The sequence below is a fragment of the Actinomadura formosensis genome (genome assembly GCF_050948385.1).
Lineage (GTDB): Bacteria > Actinomycetota > Actinomycetes > Streptosporangiales > Streptosporangiaceae > Spirillospora > Spirillospora formosensis.
On record NZ_CP192011.1, the window covers coordinates 5,099,497 to 5,116,675 of the forward strand.

14 protein-coding genes and 2 tRNA genes are annotated in these 17,179 nt (G+C 72.3%); 1 reads left to right on the top strand and 15 read right to left on the bottom strand.

The window, feature by feature from the left end; genetic code table 11:
* Positions 1–65: 65 nt before the first annotated feature.
* The 7 genes from ACQP1N_RS24060 to ACQP1N_RS24090 all read right to left on the bottom strand — a co-directional run bounded on the left by ACQP1N_RS24060 (position 66) and on the right by ACQP1N_RS24090 (position 4,993).
* The gene (locus ACQP1N_RS24060; RefSeq protein WP_433226769.1) at positions 66–950 is read right to left on the bottom strand and encodes a class I SAM-dependent methyltransferase; all 885 of its coding nucleotides are present in this window, start codon (positions 948–950) and stop codon (positions 66–68) included.
* Between the two features lie 264 nt (positions 951–1,214).
* Positions 1,215–1,287: transfer RNA gene (locus ACQP1N_RS24065), tRNA-Ala, on the bottom strand.
* 392 nt (positions 1,288–1,679) lie between these two features.
* A tRNA-Ala gene (locus ACQP1N_RS24070) sits at positions 1,680–1,752 on the bottom strand.
* Between the two features lie 78 nt (positions 1,753–1,830).
* On the bottom strand, positions 1,831–2,493 hold the full coding sequence (locus tag ACQP1N_RS24075) for a histidine phosphatase family protein (RefSeq protein WP_067794107.1): 663 nt from the start codon (positions 2,491–2,493) through the stop codon (positions 1,831–1,833).
* Positions 2,486–2,899 carry a ribosome silencing factor gene (rsfS, locus tag ACQP1N_RS24080; RefSeq protein WP_067794108.1) on the bottom strand — a complete coding sequence of 138 codons (414 nt, stop codon included), beginning with the start codon at positions 2,897–2,899 and terminating at the stop codon, positions 2,486–2,488. Before rsfS ends, ACQP1N_RS24075 begins: the two co-directional genes overlap by 8 nt.
* Before the next feature lie 175 nt (positions 2,900–3,074).
* Positions 3,075–3,662: a nicotinate-nucleotide adenylyltransferase gene (gene nadD / locus ACQP1N_RS24085; RefSeq protein ID WP_174548826.1), complete on the bottom strand. Its 588-nt coding sequence runs from the start codon at positions 3,660–3,662 to the stop codon at positions 3,075–3,077.
* 44 nt (positions 3,663–3,706) lie between these two features.
* Positions 3,707–4,993, bottom strand: a complete 1,287-nt coding sequence (locus ACQP1N_RS24090) for a phenylacetate--CoA ligase family protein (protein WP_433226772.1) — start codon at positions 4,991–4,993, stop codon at positions 3,707–3,709.
* A gap of 92 nt (positions 4,994–5,085) precedes the next feature.
* Between ACQP1N_RS24090 and ACQP1N_RS24095 the strand changes: the two genes are divergently transcribed.
* Positions 5,086–6,120: a M48 family metallopeptidase gene (locus ACQP1N_RS24095; RefSeq protein WP_084262511.1), complete on the top strand. Its 1,035-nt coding sequence runs from the start codon at positions 5,086–5,088 to the stop codon at positions 6,118–6,120.
* 66 nt (positions 6,121–6,186) lie between these two features.
* On the opposite strand, the gene ACQP1N_RS24100 is transcribed toward ACQP1N_RS24095, so the two are convergent.
* The 8 genes from ACQP1N_RS24100 to ACQP1N_RS24135 form a co-directional block, all read right to left on the bottom strand.
* Positions 6,187–7,965: a TIGR03767 family metallophosphoesterase gene (locus ACQP1N_RS24100; protein ID WP_433226774.1), complete on the bottom strand. Its 1,779-nt coding sequence runs from the start codon at positions 7,963–7,965 to the stop codon at positions 6,187–6,189.
* 63 nt (positions 7,966–8,028) lie between these two features.
* Positions 8,029–9,288, bottom strand: coding sequence for a glutamate-5-semialdehyde dehydrogenase (locus ACQP1N_RS24105; protein ID WP_433226776.1), 1,260 nt, complete (start codon positions 9,286–9,288; stop codon positions 8,029–8,031).
* Between the two features lie 88 nt (positions 9,289–9,376).
* Entirely contained in the window at positions 9,377–10,483 is a 1,107-nt protein-coding gene (gene proB / locus ACQP1N_RS24110; RefSeq protein ID WP_067794114.1) for a glutamate 5-kinase, read from the bottom strand.
* Positions 10,484–10,494: 11 nt separating this feature from the next.
* Complete coding sequence (gene obgE, locus ACQP1N_RS24115; protein ID WP_067794115.1) at positions 10,495–11,889, bottom strand: GTPase ObgE; 1,395 nt, start codon at positions 11,887–11,889, stop codon at positions 10,495–10,497.
* Positions 11,890–11,983: 94 nt separating this feature from the next.
* Positions 11,984–12,241, bottom strand: coding sequence for a 50S ribosomal protein L27 (rpmA, locus tag ACQP1N_RS24120; protein ID WP_067640985.1), 258 nt, complete (start codon positions 12,239–12,241; stop codon positions 11,984–11,986).
* A gap of 14 nt (positions 12,242–12,255) precedes the next feature.
* A complete protein-coding gene (gene rplU, locus ACQP1N_RS24125; RefSeq protein ID WP_067794116.1) occupies positions 12,256–12,570 on the bottom strand; it encodes a 50S ribosomal protein L21 in 315 nt (104 codons plus the stop codon).
* A 289-nt stretch (positions 12,571–12,859) separates the two neighbouring features.
* On the bottom strand, positions 12,860–15,946 hold the full coding sequence (locus tag ACQP1N_RS24130) for an Rne/Rng family ribonuclease (protein WP_433226780.1): 3,087 nt from the start codon (positions 15,944–15,946) through the stop codon (positions 12,860–12,862).
* A gap of 207 nt (positions 15,947–16,153) precedes the next feature.
* Positions 16,154–17,011: a TIGR03936 family radical SAM-associated protein gene (locus ACQP1N_RS24135; protein WP_067794118.1), complete on the bottom strand. Its 858-nt coding sequence runs from the start codon at positions 17,009–17,011 to the stop codon at positions 16,154–16,156.
* Positions 17,012–17,179: the final 168 nt, after the last annotated feature.

The following is a 17,179-nucleotide window of genomic DNA, read 5'->3' on the forward strand; positions in this document are numbered from 1 at the left end:
TGATGCGGCCCGCCGCTCGGCGCCGAAGCGTCCGGGGCGTCGACCGCCTTGGGGCGAAAACAGGGCTACAGGCGGACGGCCAGGGCGAAGAACCGGTGGGGCGGGTCGTCGTAGCGGTCCAGGCGCCATTCCGCGGAGGCCAGCAACGACTGGAAGCAGGTCTCGGCCAGGGGCTCATCGGGACGCAGGGTACGGCCGTGGCGGGCGGCCAGTGCGGCACGTCCGGAGGGGTGGAAGATGACCAGCCTGCCACCGGGCCGGGTGATGCGGGCCAGTTCGGCCGTCCCGGCGGCGAGGTCGGGCAGGTGGGGGACCAGCCCGGCGGCGAAGACCGCGTCGAATCGGGCGTCGGCGAACGGTAGCCGGCGGGCGTCGGCCAGGACCAGGGCGGCGTGCTGCGCGCGGCCCGTCGCCCTGGCGACCGTGAGCATTTGGGGGGTGATGTCCAGGCCGATCACCTTCCCGGTGGGGCCGACGGCATCGCGCAATGCGGGCAGGGCGCGGCCGGTACCGCAGCCCGCGTCCAGGACGGCCCCACCGGCCGGGATGGCGGCCTGGCCGACCGCGGCGGCGTAGGCGGGCATGTCGTCACCGAACCTGGCGTCCCAGGTGGCGGTGCGGGGGGCGAAGAACGCCCGGCTCTCGGTGATGTACCAGTCGCCGTTCCCGGCCAGGCGCAGCGCGACGTGGCGGATCACCGGCCAGGAAGTATCGTGCAGGTCGATCACGATGTCCGCGTCGTTCTCGGCGTCCCCGTCGGGGGCACGGTGGGTGCGCAGCCAGATGACCACGTCCCACCCACCCGCCGGTGGACGAGCACGCCAGGCGGGGCCCGCGGCGATCGTGACCGTACCCGGGAACCGCTCGGCCACCGTGGAGCAGCCGCCGGCCGGCCGGACACAACGGCGCCCGCTGACGCTCAGGTGATCGGACAGCCGTTCGGCGACCACGGCCCCATCATCACGGTCCAACCATCACCGGTGAAGCCCACCGGGTTCGGCGAAGTCCTTCGAACCAGTCATGATCTCGGCTGGCGGGGAAAGATCACCGCGAAGCCCTGAGCACCGCAGACCGGCCCGACCGCGTCCCTCGGCGCCGACAGGCGACCTTACGGGATGAGAACCTCTCAGGCGACCTCTGATCAGGGCGTTCAGCCACCCGGGCGAAGACTGCCCCTGCAAGGCCCCCGGGTCGAGACACAGGGAAACACTGGGTGGAGCTATGGGGATTCGAACCCCAGACCTCCTCCATGCCATGGAGGCGCGCTACCAACTGCGCCATAGCCCCTCGGTCAAGGAAAAGCTTAGTGCACATTGGGAGCGCTTGAGACGCGCGGGCCGTGTGCAGCCCCCGTTGAAGGTGGGGACCTTGATGCCCCATTCCCCCAGCCAAGGGGGGCAAGGGGCGAAGCCCCAAAACCCCGGCGAAGCCCGGGGAAACCCCAAGCACCAAAGACCCGAGCGAACACACCACCCGAAACCAGCAGGGGGCAAGGGGCGAAGCCCCAAACAAGGGGGCAAGCGGCAGCGGCCCGAGCGGACGCAGCAAGGGAACCGGCAGGGGGCGTGGGGGCGGAGCCCCCACACCGGGGGTCCGGGGGTCGCCCCCCGGGCAAACACGACGAAGGAGTGGCGGGGAAGGAGCCCCCAGGCTCCGACCACACCACTCCCAACTCCGAGTGGAGCTATGGGGATTCGAACCCCAGACCTCCTCCATGCCATGGAGGCGCGCTACCAACTGCGCCATAGCCCCGCCGCTGCGTGGACGTTCATCCCGCAGCGCCCCGCCAGTGTATAGGACGGACGGGGCTGGTCTCGAATCGTTTGCGGGTCAGGTTCCGGCGTCGGGCCGGTCGTCGCTGAGGACGGGTTCGGGGAGGGTGCCGGCGTTGTGTTCGGCGAGGCGCCAGCCGCCGTCGCGCATTTCGGTGACGACGGACCAGCAGCAGTTGGACAGGCCGCCGAGGCGTTCCCAGGTCTCTTCGGGGAGGCCGATGAGGTGGGACATGCCGAGGCGGAGCGCGGCGCCGTGGGAGGCGACGACGAGCTGGCCGGTGGGGGGCAGGTCGTCGAGGGCGCGTTCGAGGGCGGCGCCGACGCGTTTGGCGACCTGGGCGCTGGTCTCACCGCCGGGCGGCTGCCAGGCGGCGTGTTCGGCGGGGTAGCGTTCGCGGATCTCCTGGGCGGTGAGGCCCTCCCATTCGCCGCCGTCGCGTTCGATGAGGTCCTTGTCGTAGCGGACGGGGAGTCCGGTGATGTCGGCGAGGGCCTGGGCGGTTTCGGCGGCGCGGCGGAGCGGGGAGGCCAGCAGGTGGGTGGGGCGGAGCCCGGCGAGGAGCCGGGCGGCGCGCCGGGCCTGCTGGACGCCGGTCTCGTCGAGCGGGATGTCGGTCTTGCCTTGGAATCGGCGTTCGACGTTCCAGGCGGTCTGGCCGTGCCGCCAGAGGACGAGGCGGCGCCGGCCGGGTTCGCGGGTGGGCCGGGTGTCACTCACTCGGGCTCCCGACGGCGCGGGCGCGCTGTGCCTGGTGGGCGGTGACGCTCTCCGGCAGCTTCATGAGGGGGCAGTCTTTCCACAGCCGTTCGAGGGCGTAGTACATGCGGTCTTCTTCGTGCTGGATGTGCACGATGATGTCGGCGTAGTCCAGCAGTACCCAGCGGCCCTCGCGCTCGCCTTCGCGGCGGACGGGTTTGGCGTCCGCCTCTTCGCGGAGGCGTTTTTCGACTTCGTCCACGATGGCGCGGACCTGGCGGTCGCTTGGGGCGGAGCAGAGCACGAACGCGTCGGTGATGACGAGCTGCTCGCTCACGTCGTAGGCAAGAATGTCGTCGGCCAGCTTGTCGCCCGCCGCCTCGGCGGCGATCCGGACCAGCTGTACCGCCCTCTCGGATGCGGTCACGGTGCGCTCGCGATCCTCCCTGTAGGGGTCATCTCCGTTGACACCCTCTCATGGGCGGCGGCCGGCTGACCCCTGTGTCGCTGTACGACCGCAATGCTCATGCGGCCCTTCCTCCTCCAGGGTAGGCGCCCCGGTCCGCCCGCCTCCGCGCCGTGCGGTGGCCGGTCTCGCCTCGCTAGTACAGCCCGCGTTTGTTGATGTACTGGACGATGCCGTCGGGGACGAGGTACCAGATGGGTTCGCCGGCGTGGACGCGTTCGCGGCATTCGGTGGAGGAGATCGACAGGGCGGGGACCTCCATGAGGGAGACGCGCCCGTTGGGCAGGCCGGGGTCGGCGAGGCGGTGGCCGGGACGGGTGACGCCGATGAAGTGGGCGAGTTCGAACAGTTCGCCGGTGTCGTGCCAGGTGAGCATTTTCTCCAGCGCGTCGGCGCCGGTGATGAAGAACAGGTCGGTGTCGGGGCCCTGGATCGCGCGCATGTCGCGGAGGGTGTCGACGGTGTAGGTGGGGCCGGGCCGGTCGATGTCGATGCGGCTGACGGAGAAGCGGGGGTTGGACGCGGTGGCGATGACGGCCATGAGGTAGCGGTCCTCGGCGGGGGCGACTTTGCGTTCTTCTTTGTGGGCCGAGACGCCGGTGGGCACGAACACGACCTCGTCGAGGGAGAAGAAGTGCGCGACCTCGCTGGCGGCCACGAGGTGCCCGTGGTGGATGGGGTCGAACGTGCCGCCCATGATCCCCACCCGCCGCTTTTGCGTCATGGCGACGAGAATAGTCAGCCGGGTGGATGCGCGGCACGTCCGGGTCATCTGAGGCCGGGTAGCGGCGGGTGGCCGTCCTCCCAGGACACGACGCGGACGGCTTTGCCGACCTCGACCCTCGGCACGGTGCCGGCGGGCAGCAGGAACACCTCGGCGGTCAGGCCGAGCGCCTCGTGCAGCGCGTGGACGAGACGGTCCTTCGGGTCGCCGGACAGGGCCTCGCAGGCGATCAGGAGCCGGACGGACGGGCTGCGCCGGTCCACGATGAGCTGGTAGTGCGGCCGGACGAGCCCGGAGCCGAGCAGGACGCGTTCGACCTCGCTCGGGTACACGTTGACGCCCCGCACGACGAGCATGTCGTCGGCGCGTCCGACGACCTTGCTCATCCGGACCAGGGTCCGCCCGCAGGCGCATTCGGCGCGGTCGAGGGAGGCGATGTCGCCCGTCCGGTAGCGCAGCAGGGGCAGGGCCTGCTTGGTCGGGGTGGTGAAGACGAGTTCGCCGGGGGTGCCGTCCTCGACGGGTTCGCCGGTGGACGGGTCGACGGCCTCGACGATGAAGTGGTCCTCGTTGACGTGCAGGCCGTCCTGTTCCAGGCATTCGGTGGCGACGCCGGGGCCGATGACCTCGGAGAGGCCGTAGATGTCCATCGCCTTGATGGGCAGCACGTCCTCGATGGCGGTGCGCAGCTCCTGCGACCAGGGTTCGGCGCCGAACAGCCCGGCTTTCAGCGCGGGCAGTTCGACGCCCTCCGCGGCGACGGCCTCGCCGAGCCGCAGCGCGTAGGCGGGGGTGCAGGTGAGGATGTCGGCGTGCAGGTCGATGAGCATCCGCACCTGCCGGTCGGTCATGCCGCCCGACATCGGCACGACGGTCGCGCCGAGCGCCACGGCGCCCTGGTGGATGCCGATGCCGCCGGTGAACAGCCCGTACCCGTAGGCGTTGTGGACGATGCTGCCGGGCGACGCCCCGGCGCACGCCAGGGAACGCGCGCACATCGCCGCCCACAGGTCGAGGTCGGCCTTGGTGTAGGCGACGAGTGTGGGGCGTCCCCGCGTCCCGCTGGAGCCGTGCACGGCGGCGGCCTGGTCCCGCGGGGCGGTGAGCATCCCGAACGGGTAGTGCTCCCAGAGGTCCTGCTTGGTGGTGAAGGGGAGGTCGCGGAGGCTGGCGAGCGTCACGTCCGAGCCGCCGGTGACGCCGGTCTCCTTCAGCCGCCGTCCCTGCACGCCGCCGGCGGCGAGGAGCCGGTCGACCAGGCCCCACAGCCGGTGCCGCTGCAGTGCGGCCCGTTCGTCCACGGACATCGCCTCGGCTTTGGGGTCGAACATGGCTGCCTCCCAGGCGCGGCCGGAGCGGGCCGAGGGCTCTGCGGCGGGGGAACCCTCCGGCACGGCGGTTCGTCGGAACTACCATGCCAGATATGACGGAGAACACACCGGATCGAGCACGCACGCGCTTCCCGGGGATCAGCTCCCGGGCCTACGAACACCCGGCGGACCGATCGGCGCTGGTGGCGCTGCGGTCGCTCTCCGGGTTCGACGTCGTCCTGCGCAAGATGTCGGGACTCATCAACGAGCGGTCGCTGCGCCTGATGTTCCTGGGCGGGACGGTGCGCGTCGGTGAGGACCAGTTCCGCCACATCCACGACATGGTCCGCGACGCCTGCTACATCCTGGACATGCCGGAGGTGCCGGAGCTGTACATCCGGCAGGACCCGGCGCCGAACGCGATGGCGCTCGGCTCCGACCACCCGTTCATCGTGCTGAACACCGGCCTGATCGACCTGCTGGACGACGAGGAGCTGCGGTTCGTCATCGGCCACGAGGTCGGGCACATCCTGTCCGGGCACGCGGTGTACCAGACGATGATGCAGGTCCTGCTGCAGCTCGGCGCGCGGCTGGCGTGGCTGCCGCTCGGCAACGTCGGCATCGCGACGATCATCATCGGGCTGCGGGAGTGGTTCCGGAAGGCGGAGCTGTCCTCCGACCGGGCGGGGCTGCTCACCGGGCAGGACGTGGACGCGGCGAAGCGGGTCAACATGAAGCTCGCCGGCGGGGTCCGGCTCGGCGAGATGAGCGCCGAGGCGTTCCTGCAGCAGGCGCGCGAGTACGACGCGGCCGGCGATGTGCGGGACGGCATCCTGAAGTTCCTGAACCTGCTCGGGCAGTCGCACCCGTTCGCGGTGATCCGGTTCGCGGAGATCGACCGGTGGGCGCGCAGCGGCGAGTACGAGCGCATCCTGGCCGGGGACTACCCGCACCGCGGCGACGACGAGGACGCGTCCGTCCGGGACGGGATCAAGGACGCGGCGCGCTCCTACCGGGAGTCGTGGGAGCGGACCGCCGACCCGTTCGTCGGGAAGGTGCGCGACATGGCGGACGCGGCGGCGGGCGCGGCCGGCGGGCTGTTCGACCGGTTCACCCGGCGGGACAACGGGCCCACGGACCGCAACTAGCGGGCCGTGACCCGGCGGGAACGGGCCGGGGCCGCCGCGCCAGCGGCGCGGCGGCCCTTCGCGCCGCTAGAAGGGGGCCGGGACGAGAAGCTCGACGTTGCGGTCGGCGGCCTCGCCGCGGCGGTTGGCGTCGCGGTCCTGCCAGTCGTTGCCGGCCAGCTCGCGGGACAGTGACGCGAGCCGGACGGGGTCGGTGAGCCGTCCGCCGTAGGACGCGGGTCCGGCCGAGTCGAGGATCGTCGCGAAGATCGACAGGGTGCCGTCGCGGTTGTCGGCCAGCTCCACGATGCGGCTCTGCTGCGGGAAGTCGATGTGCGCGGCCGTGTTGACCTCCCAGAACCCTCCCCCACCCGCCACCCCTGCCCCCTTCACGCGGGCGTGCGGGATGACCTCGTTGCGGTGCGTGTGGCCGTTCACCCACAGGATGACGTTCGGGTAGCGCAGCAGAAGCGCCCGCACCTCGTCGCCGAGGACGCGGTCGCCGCCCAGCGAGTTCTCCAGCGAGCCGATCGGGTGGTGGCTGAACAGGACGAACAGCCGGTCCTTCACCGCGTGCCGCACGGTGGAGCCGTCCGGGGCGAAGTAGCGGCCGCTGCCGGCCTTCAGCTGCGCCTCCAGCCACGCGAACTGCTTCCTGTCGAGGGAGCCCTCGGAGTAGCCGTTCGGGTTGACGGTGTCGAGGACGAGACCGCGCACCACGCCCCTGTCGAACGCGTAGTAGGCCGTCCCGTCGCGGAGGTTGGCGGCGGTGAAGCCGTGGCCGCGCAGGGCCGCGCTCGTCTTGAAGTGTTCGGCGACGACCTCGGCGCGCGACAGCATCCGGCGGTTCGGGTCGGGTGTCACGGGACGGAGCAGCCCGCCGGCGCCGCCCTGCTCTCGGCTCAGCCGCACGAGCTCGGCGGAGTCCGCATTGGTGATCATGCGGGCGAGGCGTTCGGCCTGGCCCGCGTCCGCCGGGGCGCCGATCTTGATGCCGCCGGTGGCGAGGCCCGAGACGAGCGGGTTCACCGGCAGGTTGCCCTGGATGAGGCCGTCGTGATTACCGAAGACCGCGAGCCACGGCATGCTCAGGCCGGTCGCCTGGAACGGCCGGCGTGCGGCCTCGATCAGACCTTTCACCCGCGGGAACCCGTACTTGGCGATCGCGACGTCGGCCTGGGCGCCGGACGGCGGGCCTTCGGGATGCCAGTACGCCCGGTCGTAGGACGCCCAGTCCATGACGCCCTCGTACCGGTTCGGGTCGCCGGAGTCGGGACGGATGCGCCCGCCGTCCAGCAGGTCGATGATCCAGCGGATCTCGTTGTACTGGACGTTGTCGGCGGCGTCGCCGGTGTTGATGGTGAACGCCAGGCGCAGGCCGGTCGCGGGCCCGCGGCCGACCCCGTTCACCGCCCGCACCATCGCCTCGGCGACCTGCGTCGACAGGATCTCCTGCGGCCGGTACGCGCCCTCGATGGGCAGCATGTCGACCGCGTCCTTCAGCCGGTCGACGAACTCGACGCGGGCCGGGGACTGCCCGTCGATGACGTGCACGTCGGTGAGATGACCGAACGCCAGGACGCCCCGCCGGGTCGCGGCGCGCCGCACGGCGGCGGTGCCGCCGAGGTCGCGGCGCAGCAGATGCGGCTCGGCCGGCCCGATGGTCACGGGCCGGTAGCCGCCGGTGCCCGGCGCGCCGAGCACATACGTCCGGTCGAGGGTGGTCCCGGCGGCGGGGCCGCGCAGCGCGGGCGCCGCGGCGGCGGTGGCGGGACGCGCGGGGAACGCGGCCAGCCCGGTGGAGGCGATCCCGGCGCCGAGGGCGGCACCCTTCAGCACGCGGCGGCGGCTGTACTCACGAGTCACAATCGTGAATCAGACCACACCCACAACGTGACAGCAATGGCAAAAACGTCACAAGTTGGAGGCTCAGCCGCGGGTATGACCCTCACCTGTCACGACGTACTTGGTGGACGTCAGCTCCGGCAGCCCCATCGGGCCGCGGGCGTGCAGCTTCTGCGTCGAGATGCCGATCTCCGCGCCGAACCCGAACTCCTCGCCGTCGGTGAACCGCGTCGAGGCGTTCACCATCACGGCCGCCGAGTCGACCAGCGCCACGAACCGCTTCGCGGCGGGCTGCGACGCCGTGACGATCGCCTCGGTGTGGCCCGATCCGTACGTGCGGATGTGCGCGACGGCGTCGTCCAGGGAGCCGACCACGCGGGCGGCGATGTCGAGCGACAGGTACTCGGCGTACCAGTCGTCCTCGGTGGCCTCCACGACATCGCCGCTGTACGAGCGGACGCGGTCGTCGCCGTGGACGGTCACCCCGGCGGTCCTGAGCGCCTCAAGCGCACGCGGGAGGAACGTGTCCGCGATGTCGGCGTGCACCAGCAACGTCTCTGCGGCGTTGCACACGGAAGGACGCTGCGTCTTGGCGTTCAGCAGGATGTCGACGGCCATGTCCGCGTCGGCGGCGGCGTCCACATAGACGGCGCAGTTCCCGACACCCGTCTCGATCACGGGGACGGTCGACTCCTCCACCACCGAGTTGATCAGCGACGCGCCGCCGCGCGGGATCAGCACGTCCACCAGCCCGCGCGCCCGCATGAGGTGCTTCACCGACTCGCGGGACGTGCCCGGGACGAGCTGCACCGCATCCGCCGGGACCTCGGTCTCGGCCAGCGCACCCTGCATCACCTGGACCAGCACCGTGTTCGAGTCGTGCGCGGACGACGAGCCGCGCAGCATCGCCACGTTGCCGCTCTTCAGGCACAGCGCGGCGGCGTCCACGGTCACGTTCGGGCGGCCCTCGTAGATCATCCCGACGACGCCGAGCGGCACCCGCACCTGCCGCAGTTCCAGCCCGTTCGGCAGCACGGTGCCGCGCACCGTCTCCCCCACCGGGTCCGGCAGCGCCGCGACCTTCCGGACGGCCTCCGCGATCGCCTCGATGCGCTGCTCCGACAGGCTCAGCCGGTCGATCATGTACTCCGAGGTGCCGCTCTCCCGGGCCCGCGCGACATCGGTCTGGTTCGCCTTGATGATCTCGGGAGCGGCGGCGACCAGCGCTTCCGCGATACGGTGCAGCGCCGCGTCCTTCGCCGCGCGCGGCAGCGGCGCCAGCCCGGCCGCCGCCGCCTTGGCGCGCCGCGCCACCCGGAGGAACTCCTCGCGCTCGTCGCTCATCACAACGCTCCTCAATCGACTCATTCCGGGGGACGCCCTAAACCCCCGCCATTCCAGTCATTCCGAGGGGACGGCCCCCAGACCCCCGCTATTCCAGTATCACCAGATGGTCCCGGTGAATTATCTCGCGTTCGTACCCGGCGCCCAGCTCACGGGCCAGCCAGCGCGTCGAGCGGCCCATCAGGTCGGGGATCTCGGACGCGTCGTAGTTCACCAGGCCGCGCGCGACGACGCGGCCGCCGGTATCGCACAGGTCGACCGGATCGCCCGCGGCGAAGTCGCCGTCCACGCCCGTCACCCCGGCCGGCAGCAGGGACTTGCGGCGCCGCACGACCGCCTCGACCGCGCCCGCGTCCAGCATGACCCGCCCCTGGCCGGTGGTCGCGTGCGCGAGCCACAGGTTCCGCGTCGACATGCGGCGGCCCTCACCCGGGTGGAACAGCGTGCCGACCCGGTCTCCGGCGAGCGCGTGCGCGGCGGACGCGGCGTTGGTCAGCACGACGGGGACGCCCGCGATCCGGGCCGCCTCGACCTTGGTGACCATGCCGCCGGTTCCGACGCGTCCGGACCGGCCGAGCTTGACGTCCTTCAGGTCGTCCGGCCCGTGGACCTCGTCGACGCGGCGGGCGCCGGGCTGGCGCGGGTCGCCGGTGTAGAGGGCGTCGACGTCCGACAGCAGGATCAGCGCGTCCGCGCGGATCAGGTGCGAGACGAGCGCGGCGAGCCGGTCGTTGTCACCGAACCGGATCTCGTCGGTGGCGACGGTGTCGTTCTCGTTCACGATCGGCAGGACGCCCATGGCGAGGAGCTGGCCGAGCGTGCGCTGCGCGTTGCGGTGATGCGAGCGGCGCATCATGTCGTCGGCGGTGAGCAGCACCTGCCCGACCGTCAGCGCGTACCGGGCGAAGGACGAGGTGTAGCGCGCGAACAGCAGCCCCTGCCCGACGCTCGCCGCCGCCTGCTGGGTCGCGAGGTCCGGCGGACGGCGGGTCAGCCCGAGCGGGCCGAGACCGGCGGCGATCGCACCGGACGACACGAACACGATCTCGGTGCCGTCGGCGCGCCGGGCGGCGAGGACGTCGACCAGCGCGTCGATGCGGCCCGCGTCGATCGTCCCCCGCGGGGTGGTCAGCGACGACGAACCCGCCTTCACCACGATGCGGCGGGCCTTCGCGATCGCCGCGCGGTCACTCATGACTCCGCTTCCTATCGTCCGTCCAGGCGCCGGTCGGTGCCGCGCGGGCCCATCGCGCCCTCGCCGGCCGGGACCTCCGGCTCCCAGTCGAAGACGATCGAGTCGTCCATCGTGCCGATCAGGACCGTGGCGCCCGCGCTGGCGCCCGCCCCGGCCAGCGCGTCCTCCACACCGAGCCGGGCGAGCCGGTCGGCGAGGTAGCCGACGGCCTCCTCGTTGGCGAAGTCGGTCTGCCGCAGCCACCGGACGGGCTTGGTGCCGGTGATCAGGTAGGTGTTGTCGCCGAGGTCCCGCACCTCGAAGTCGGTGTCGCCGCCGACCGGCTCCGGCCGGATGACGATGCGGGTCGGCTCCGCCGGCGGCAGCGACGCGCGGTGCTCGGCCACCATCGCCGCCATCGCGAACGACAGTTCCCGCAGGCCCTCGTGCGTCGCCGCCGACACCTCGAACACCTTCAGCCCGCGCGCCTCGAATTCGGGCCGGACCATCTCGGCGAGTTCGCGGCCGTCCGGTACGTCCACCTTGTTCAGGACGACGATGCGCGGCCGGTCCGACAGCGGACGGTCGCCCAGCACCCGGTCGTACGCCCGCAGTTCCCGTTCGACGACCTCGAAGTCGCTGACCGGGTCACGGCCCGGCTCCATCGTGGCGCAGTCGAGGACGTGCGCGAGCGTGGAGGACCGCTCGATGTGGCGGAGGAAGTCCAGGCCGAGGCCGCGTCCCTCGCTCGCCCCCTCGATCAGGCCGGGCACGTCCGCGACCGTGAACGTGGTGTCACCCGCGCTGACCACGCCGAGGTTCGGGATCAGCGTCGTGAACGGGTAGTCGGCGATCTTCGGCTTCGCCGCGGACAGCGCGGCGATCAGCGACGACTTGCCCGCGCTGGGGAACCCGACGAGCGCGACGTCGGCGACGCTCTTCAACTCCAGGACGACGTTCCGCTCCTCACCCGGCTCGCCGAGCAGCGCGAAGCCCGGCGCCTTGCGTTTGGCGGTCGCCAGTGCCGCGTTCCCGAGCCCGCCGTGGCCGCCCTTCGCGACCACGTACCGGGTGCCCTCGCCGACCAGGTCGGCCAGCACCCGGTCCCCCTCCTTCACGACGGTGCCGTCCGGGACGGACAGGATCACATCGCCGCCGTCCGCGCCCGTCCGGAGGTTGCCCTGCCCCTGCTTGCCGTTGCCCGCCTTGCGGTGCGGGCGCCGGTGGTACTCCAGCAGGCTCGCGGTACCCGAGTCGACGACGAGGACGACGTCGCCGCCGCGGCCGCCGTTCGCGCCGTCCGGGCCGCCGAGCGGCTTGAACTTCTCCCGGTGGATCGAGGCGCACCCGTTGCCGCCGTTGCCCGCGGCGACGTGCAGCACCACCCGGTCCACGAACTGCGCGCCCGATCCCGCTCCAGCGGCCACGGTGACTCTCCTCAGTGAAACCCTCGGTGAAAACGGCGAAGGGGCGGACCGGAACCGGTCCGCCCCTTCAACGAACGTTCAACGCGCAGGCGGACTACTCCGCCGGCGGGACCACGCTCACCGCGTTGCGACCGCGGTAGCGGCGGAACTGCACCGCGCCCGCGACCAGCGCGAACAGCGTGTCGTCGCCGCCGCGGCCGACGCCCGGCCCGGGGTGGAAGTGGGTGCCGCGCTGGCGGACGATGATCTCGCCGGCGTTGACGACCTGGCCGCCGAACCGCTTCACGCCGAGCCGCTGGGCGTTGGAGTCGCGACCGTTACGGCTGGACGATGCGCCCTTCTTGTGTGCCATGAGACCGCTCTCCCTTACTTCCCGGCCTTGATACCGGTGATCTTGACCTCGGTGTAGGGCTGACGGTGACCCATCCGCCGCTTGTACCCGGTCTTGTTCCGGTAGTGCATGATGTTGATCTTCGGGCCCTTGACCGCGCCGAGGATCTCGGCGGTCACCTCGTAACGCGCGAGGTCGGCCGCGCCGCTGACGACGTTGTCGCCGTCCACGACGAGCACCGCCGGGAACGTGACGGTCGAGCCGACCTCACCGGCCAGCTTGTCGACGGTCAGCACGTCGTCGACGGTGACCTTCTCCTGCCTGCCGCCTGCGCGGACAATCGCGTACACCGCGGAAACCCTTCGTCTGCGCGCGCTTCCGGACTGAACCGGTCCCGCGCGTGGCTAACCAGCCCCCGGATGGGGGCCTGCCCCCGGCACCGGGCCGAGGGCGGCACACCAGGAGCGACCCTGGCGCTCTCTGCTTGGCCTCACCGGATCGGCGAGGTGAGCACCGGCCGATCCCCGGACGGGGTTCGCGGTGCGAGTTCGGGTGACGCGCCCACGACGCGCCGAAGCCCAAGGGTACCGGATGCCCCGAGCGGAACGCGAACGCGTCCGCCCGGGGCCCGGTGACCCGTCAGTCCGCGGACTCGGCGGCTTCGGCGGCGGCCCGGGGGCGGCGGGTCCGGCGGCGGCGGGTGGCCGTTTCGCCTTCCTCGCCCTCGGTGGGCGCGGAGCCGTTCGGTTCGGCGGCGGGCACCTCCGCGGACACCTCGGCGCCGTTCAGGTCCGGGCCGGAGCCGTTGCCGTTGACCGGGACGGGCTCGGCGGAGTCGAGGGCGCCCGGGGAGGCTTCGGCGGCCTCCTCGGCGGCGTCGGCGGCCTCCACGGCGGCCTGGGCCGGGGACTCGTCGACCTCCGGGGGCGGGCCCGCCGGACGCTTGGCCGGGCCCGACTTCTTCCGGGAACGCACCGGCTTCGGCTTCGTCTCCGCGGCGGGGACCGGAGCCTCCGCCGGAGCCTCGGCCGGGGCCTCCTCCGCTTCGGTCTCCTTCGGCCTGACCTCGTGCCGGGCCAGCTTCTCCTCGACGGCCTTCTCGACCTCGCCCTTGCGCTTGCGGCGGCGTCCGCTCTCCTTGCCGGCCACCTTGTCCGGCTTCGGCTCGACCGGCGTCAGGTGAACGTGGATGCCGCGGCCGTTGCAGGACTCGCAGGTCTCCGAGAACGCCTCCAGCAGGCCCTGGCCGACGCGCTTGCGGGTCATCTGGACCAGGCCCAGCGAGGTGACCTCGGCGACCTGGTGCTTGGTACGGTCCCGCGACAGGCACTCCACCAGCCGGCGCAGCACCAGGTCCCGGTTGCTCTCCAGCACCATGTCGATGAAGTCGATCACGACGATGCCGCCGATGTCGCGGAGCCGCAGCTGGCGGACGATCTCCTCGGCCGCCTCCAGGTTGTTGCGGGTGACGGTCTCCTCCAGGTTGCCGCCCTGCCCGGTGAACTTGCCGGTGTTGACGTCGATGACCGTCATGGCCTCGGTGCGGTCGATCACCAGCGAGCCGCCGGACGGCAGCCACACCTTGCGGTCCATCGCCTTCGCGATCTGCTCGTCGATGCGGAACGCCGACAGCGCGTCCTGGTCGCCCGTCCAGCGCTCGACGCGGTCGGCGAGATGCGGCGCCACGTACTGGACGTACTCGGAGATGGTGTCCCAGGCCTCGTCCCCCGACACGACGAGCTTGGAGAAGTCCTCGTTGAAGATGTCGCGGACGACCCGGATCGTCAGGTCGGGTTCGCCGTACAGGAGGGAGGGGGCGGAGGCCGTCTTGACCTTCTTCTGGATGCTCTCCCACTGCGCGGCGAGGCGCGACACGTCGCGGGCCAGTTCCTCCTCGGTCGCGCCCTCGGCGGCGGTCCGGACGATCACGCCGGCGTTCTCCGGCATGACCTTCTTCAGGATCGACTTGAGGCGGCTGCGCTCCTTGTCGGGCAGCTTGCGGCTGATGCCGGTCATCGAGCCGTCCGGCACGTACACGAGGTAGCGGCCGGGCAGCGACACCTGGCTGGTCAGCCGGGCGCCCTTGTGGCCGAGCGGGTCCTTGGTGACCTGGACCAGCACCGACTGGCCGGACTTCAGCGCCGACTCGATGCGGCGCGGCTGCCCCTCCAGGCCGGAGGCGTCCCAGTTGACCTCGCCCGCGTACAGGACGGCGTTGCGGCCCTTGCCGATGTCGACGAACGCCGCCTCCATCGACGGCAGGACGTTCTGGACCTTGCCCAGGTAGACGTTGCCCACGTACGACTGGTGCGTGGCGCGGTTGACGTAGTGCTCGACGAGGACGTCGTCCTCCAGGACGGCGATCTGGGTGCGCTCGCCCTCCTGCCGGACGACCATGACCCGCTCGACCGACTCGCGGCGCGCCAGGAACTCCGCCTCGGTGATCACCGGCGGACGGCGGCGGCCCTGCTCGCGGCCCTCGCGGCGGCGCTGCTTCTTGGCCTCCAGCCGGGTCGAGCCGCGCACGGACTGGACCTCGTCCTCGGCGGCCGCGCGCTCCTCGCGGGCGGTGCGCACGTGCACGACGGTGTTCGGCGGGTCGTCCGAGCCGCCCCCGGCGTCGGTGTCGGCCCCGGAGCGGCGCCTGCGGCGGCGACGGCGGCGGCTCGTCCCGGACTCGGCGTCCTCACCTTCGCCCTCGTCCTCGGCGGTCTCCTGCTCGGCCTCCTCGGCCTTGGGCTCCTTCTTGCCGGACTTGGCTCCCCTGGCGGCCTTGGCGGGCTTGGCTGCCCTGGCGGGCTTGCCGCCCTGCTCGTCCTTCGGCTCCTCGTCCTTGGGCTCCTCGTCCCCGGGCTCCTCGGTCAGTGCCTCGTCCTCGGCGCCGTCCTTGCCCCGGCCGCGGCCGCGGCCACCGCGGCGGCGGCGCCGCCGGGACGGACGGTCCTCGGACTCGTCCTCGTCCGACGGGCCGTGCTCGTGGTCGTCGTCGCCGGTGTCGCGCTCGGCGGGCTCGGTGTCGGCGGGCTTCTGGCGCGCGGGGGCCTCGGCCTTCGGCTCCGGCGGCTGGAAGACGACCATCGGCGGCTGGAACATGACGCCCGGGACGCCGACGCCGCTCGCGGGTTCGAGCTCCGACACCTGCTCGGCGGACACCTCGGCTCCCGCGACCGGGGCGGCGGGGACCTCCGGCACCGGCGGGACGGCCGGCACCTCGGCGGCGGTGGAGCGGCGGCGGGTCCGGGTGCGGGGCGCGGGCGCCTGCTCGGCGGGCCGCTTCTCCGCCGCCGCGGCCTCGGGTGCGGCCTCGGGTTCGGCCTCCGGGGAGGTCTCGGCGCCGGTCATCGGAACGGGCTCGGGCGTCTCGGCGGCGGCCTTCTCGCTTCTCGTGCGGGTGCGGGTCCTGGTCCGCTTCGGCGGCTCGGGAGCCTCGGCCGCTTCCGGCTCCTCGGCCGCGGGCTCCCCGGCGGTCTCCGGTTCCCCGGTGGTCTCGGATTCCTCGGCGGTCTCCGGTTCCTCGGCGGCCGCGGGGGGTTCGGCGGGCGCGGCGGGTTCGGCCGGGGTGTCGTCCACGTCGGGCGGCGGGCCGGCGGGGCGGCTCGCCCGGCGGGGACGCGAGGTCACCCGCGCGCTCGCGCTCTCCGCGCCCCCGTTCCGGGTGGTCGCGGTATCGGTCGTCTCCTCGTCGGTGCCTTCGGCCGCGGCCGAATCGACTTCGTTCTCAAGCATCCGGGCAATCTCCCGTCAGGCTCCCGGGCGCGTCCGCCCGCTCCGCCCGGGGACGGATCGGTGCGGTGCGCCGCACGAGAGCACCTCATCAGTCATCGGCGTCAGCACCGCCGGACCGTGGTCCGGCCATGCCGACGAAGTCGTCGGGGGCGCGCCCGCCGTACCCTGCGGGACCGGTTCCGTGCTCCCACGGCTTCGGTCCCACGGTCAGGCGCTGACGGCATCCGCGCTCGCGGTGTCCCCGGGCCTCGGCCGCTCGTGGCCGTGTGCCGTCCCGGCGTCGTCGCCGGACGGCAGGCCGGTCTCCCGGTCGGGATCCAGGGGATCCGCGAGGCCACCGGTGTCCGCGTCGAGGGGCCCCTGCGCCAGCCTGGTCACCAGCGGCGGTGACGGCGGCGCGAGGTCGGCGACCTGGCGCAGTCCGGTGAGGATGTCGTCGGGTCGTACGGCCGGTGTGGAATGCCGAACAACCATTCGAAGTATCGCACAAGGGGCATCCGCCGCCTCCGCGGCGCGCCGGTCCAGCTCGCAGGCGGACACGGCGGCGCGCACGTCGAAACGGCGCCGTCCCTTCTTCGTGAGGCGTTCGACCTCGATGATCGCGGCGGCCATGAAGGCGGCCACGGCGGCGGCGGCGTCGCTCTCGGCCACGCCGTCCAGCCTGATCCGCCATTCGGACGCCTCAAGCCGATCGGTGAACGCGCCCGGCTTCGCCGCCGCGTCACCGCGTCCCGTCCCGACCGGCACGACATCGACGATGTCGAGCCCGGGGGGCAGGGCCGCGTCCAGATCGGCCCGGACCCGCGCAGGGTCGCGGGTCTCGGTGAGCCCGATCTCGAGGTACTCGGCCTCACTGGCCACCCCTGTCGCCGCCGCACCCGCGTACGAGATCTTCGGGTGGGGGGTGAATCCGCCGCTGAACGCGACAGGGATCCCGGCGCGCCTGACGGCGCGTTCCACGGCCCGGGAAATGTCGCGGTGGCTCGTGAACCGCAGCCTGCCCCGCTTGGCGTAGCGGACGCGCAGTCGCTGGGTCACGGGGGCCGGCGCCGGACCCTCCGGCATGGGTGCCAGGGTTCTGGTCCTTCCTACTCGTGTTGAGTCGAAAAACAAGGTCTCCCTATAGAGTACGGGTCCCCGAGCCTCGTTCTGCCAAGCGCGGGTCATGTAGAGGCCGGGCCCCCGCAGCTCAAGGCGTTTCCGCAACCGCTTCCGGCAGCGGGACGCCCGCGC

Excerpts from the sequence above, each read along its gene's own strand:
- ACQP1N_RS24095 (WP_084262511.1), top strand. The coding sequence starts at position 5,086 with ATGACGGAGAACACACCGGATCGAGCACGCACGCGCTTCCCGGGGATC.
- nadD (WP_174548826.1), bottom strand. The coding sequence starts at position 3,662 with ATGACGCAAAAGCGGCGGGTGGGGATCATGGGCGGCACGTTCGACCCC.
- ACQP1N_RS24130 (WP_433226780.1), bottom strand. The coding sequence starts at position 15,946 with ATGCTTGAGAACGAAGTCGATTCGGCCGCGGCCGAAGGCACCGACGAG.
- ACQP1N_RS24090 (WP_433226772.1), bottom strand. The coding sequence starts at position 4,993 with ATGTTCGACCCCAAAGCCGAGGCGATGTCCGTGGACGAACGGGCCGCA.
- ACQP1N_RS24135 (WP_067794118.1), bottom strand. The coding sequence starts at position 17,011 with ATGCCGGAGGGTCCGGCGCCGGCCCCCGTGACCCAGCGACTGCGCGTC.
- ACQP1N_RS24105 (WP_433226776.1), bottom strand. The coding sequence starts at position 9,288 with ATGAGCGACGAGCGCGAGGAGTTCCTCCGGGTGGCGCGGCGCGCCAAG.
- rpmA (WP_067640985.1), bottom strand. The coding sequence starts at position 12,241 with ATGGCACACAAGAAGGGCGCATCGTCCAGCCGTAACGGTCGCGACTCC.
- proB (WP_067794114.1), bottom strand. The coding sequence starts at position 10,483 with ATGAGTGACCGCGCGGCGATCGCGAAGGCCCGCCGCATCGTGGTGAAG.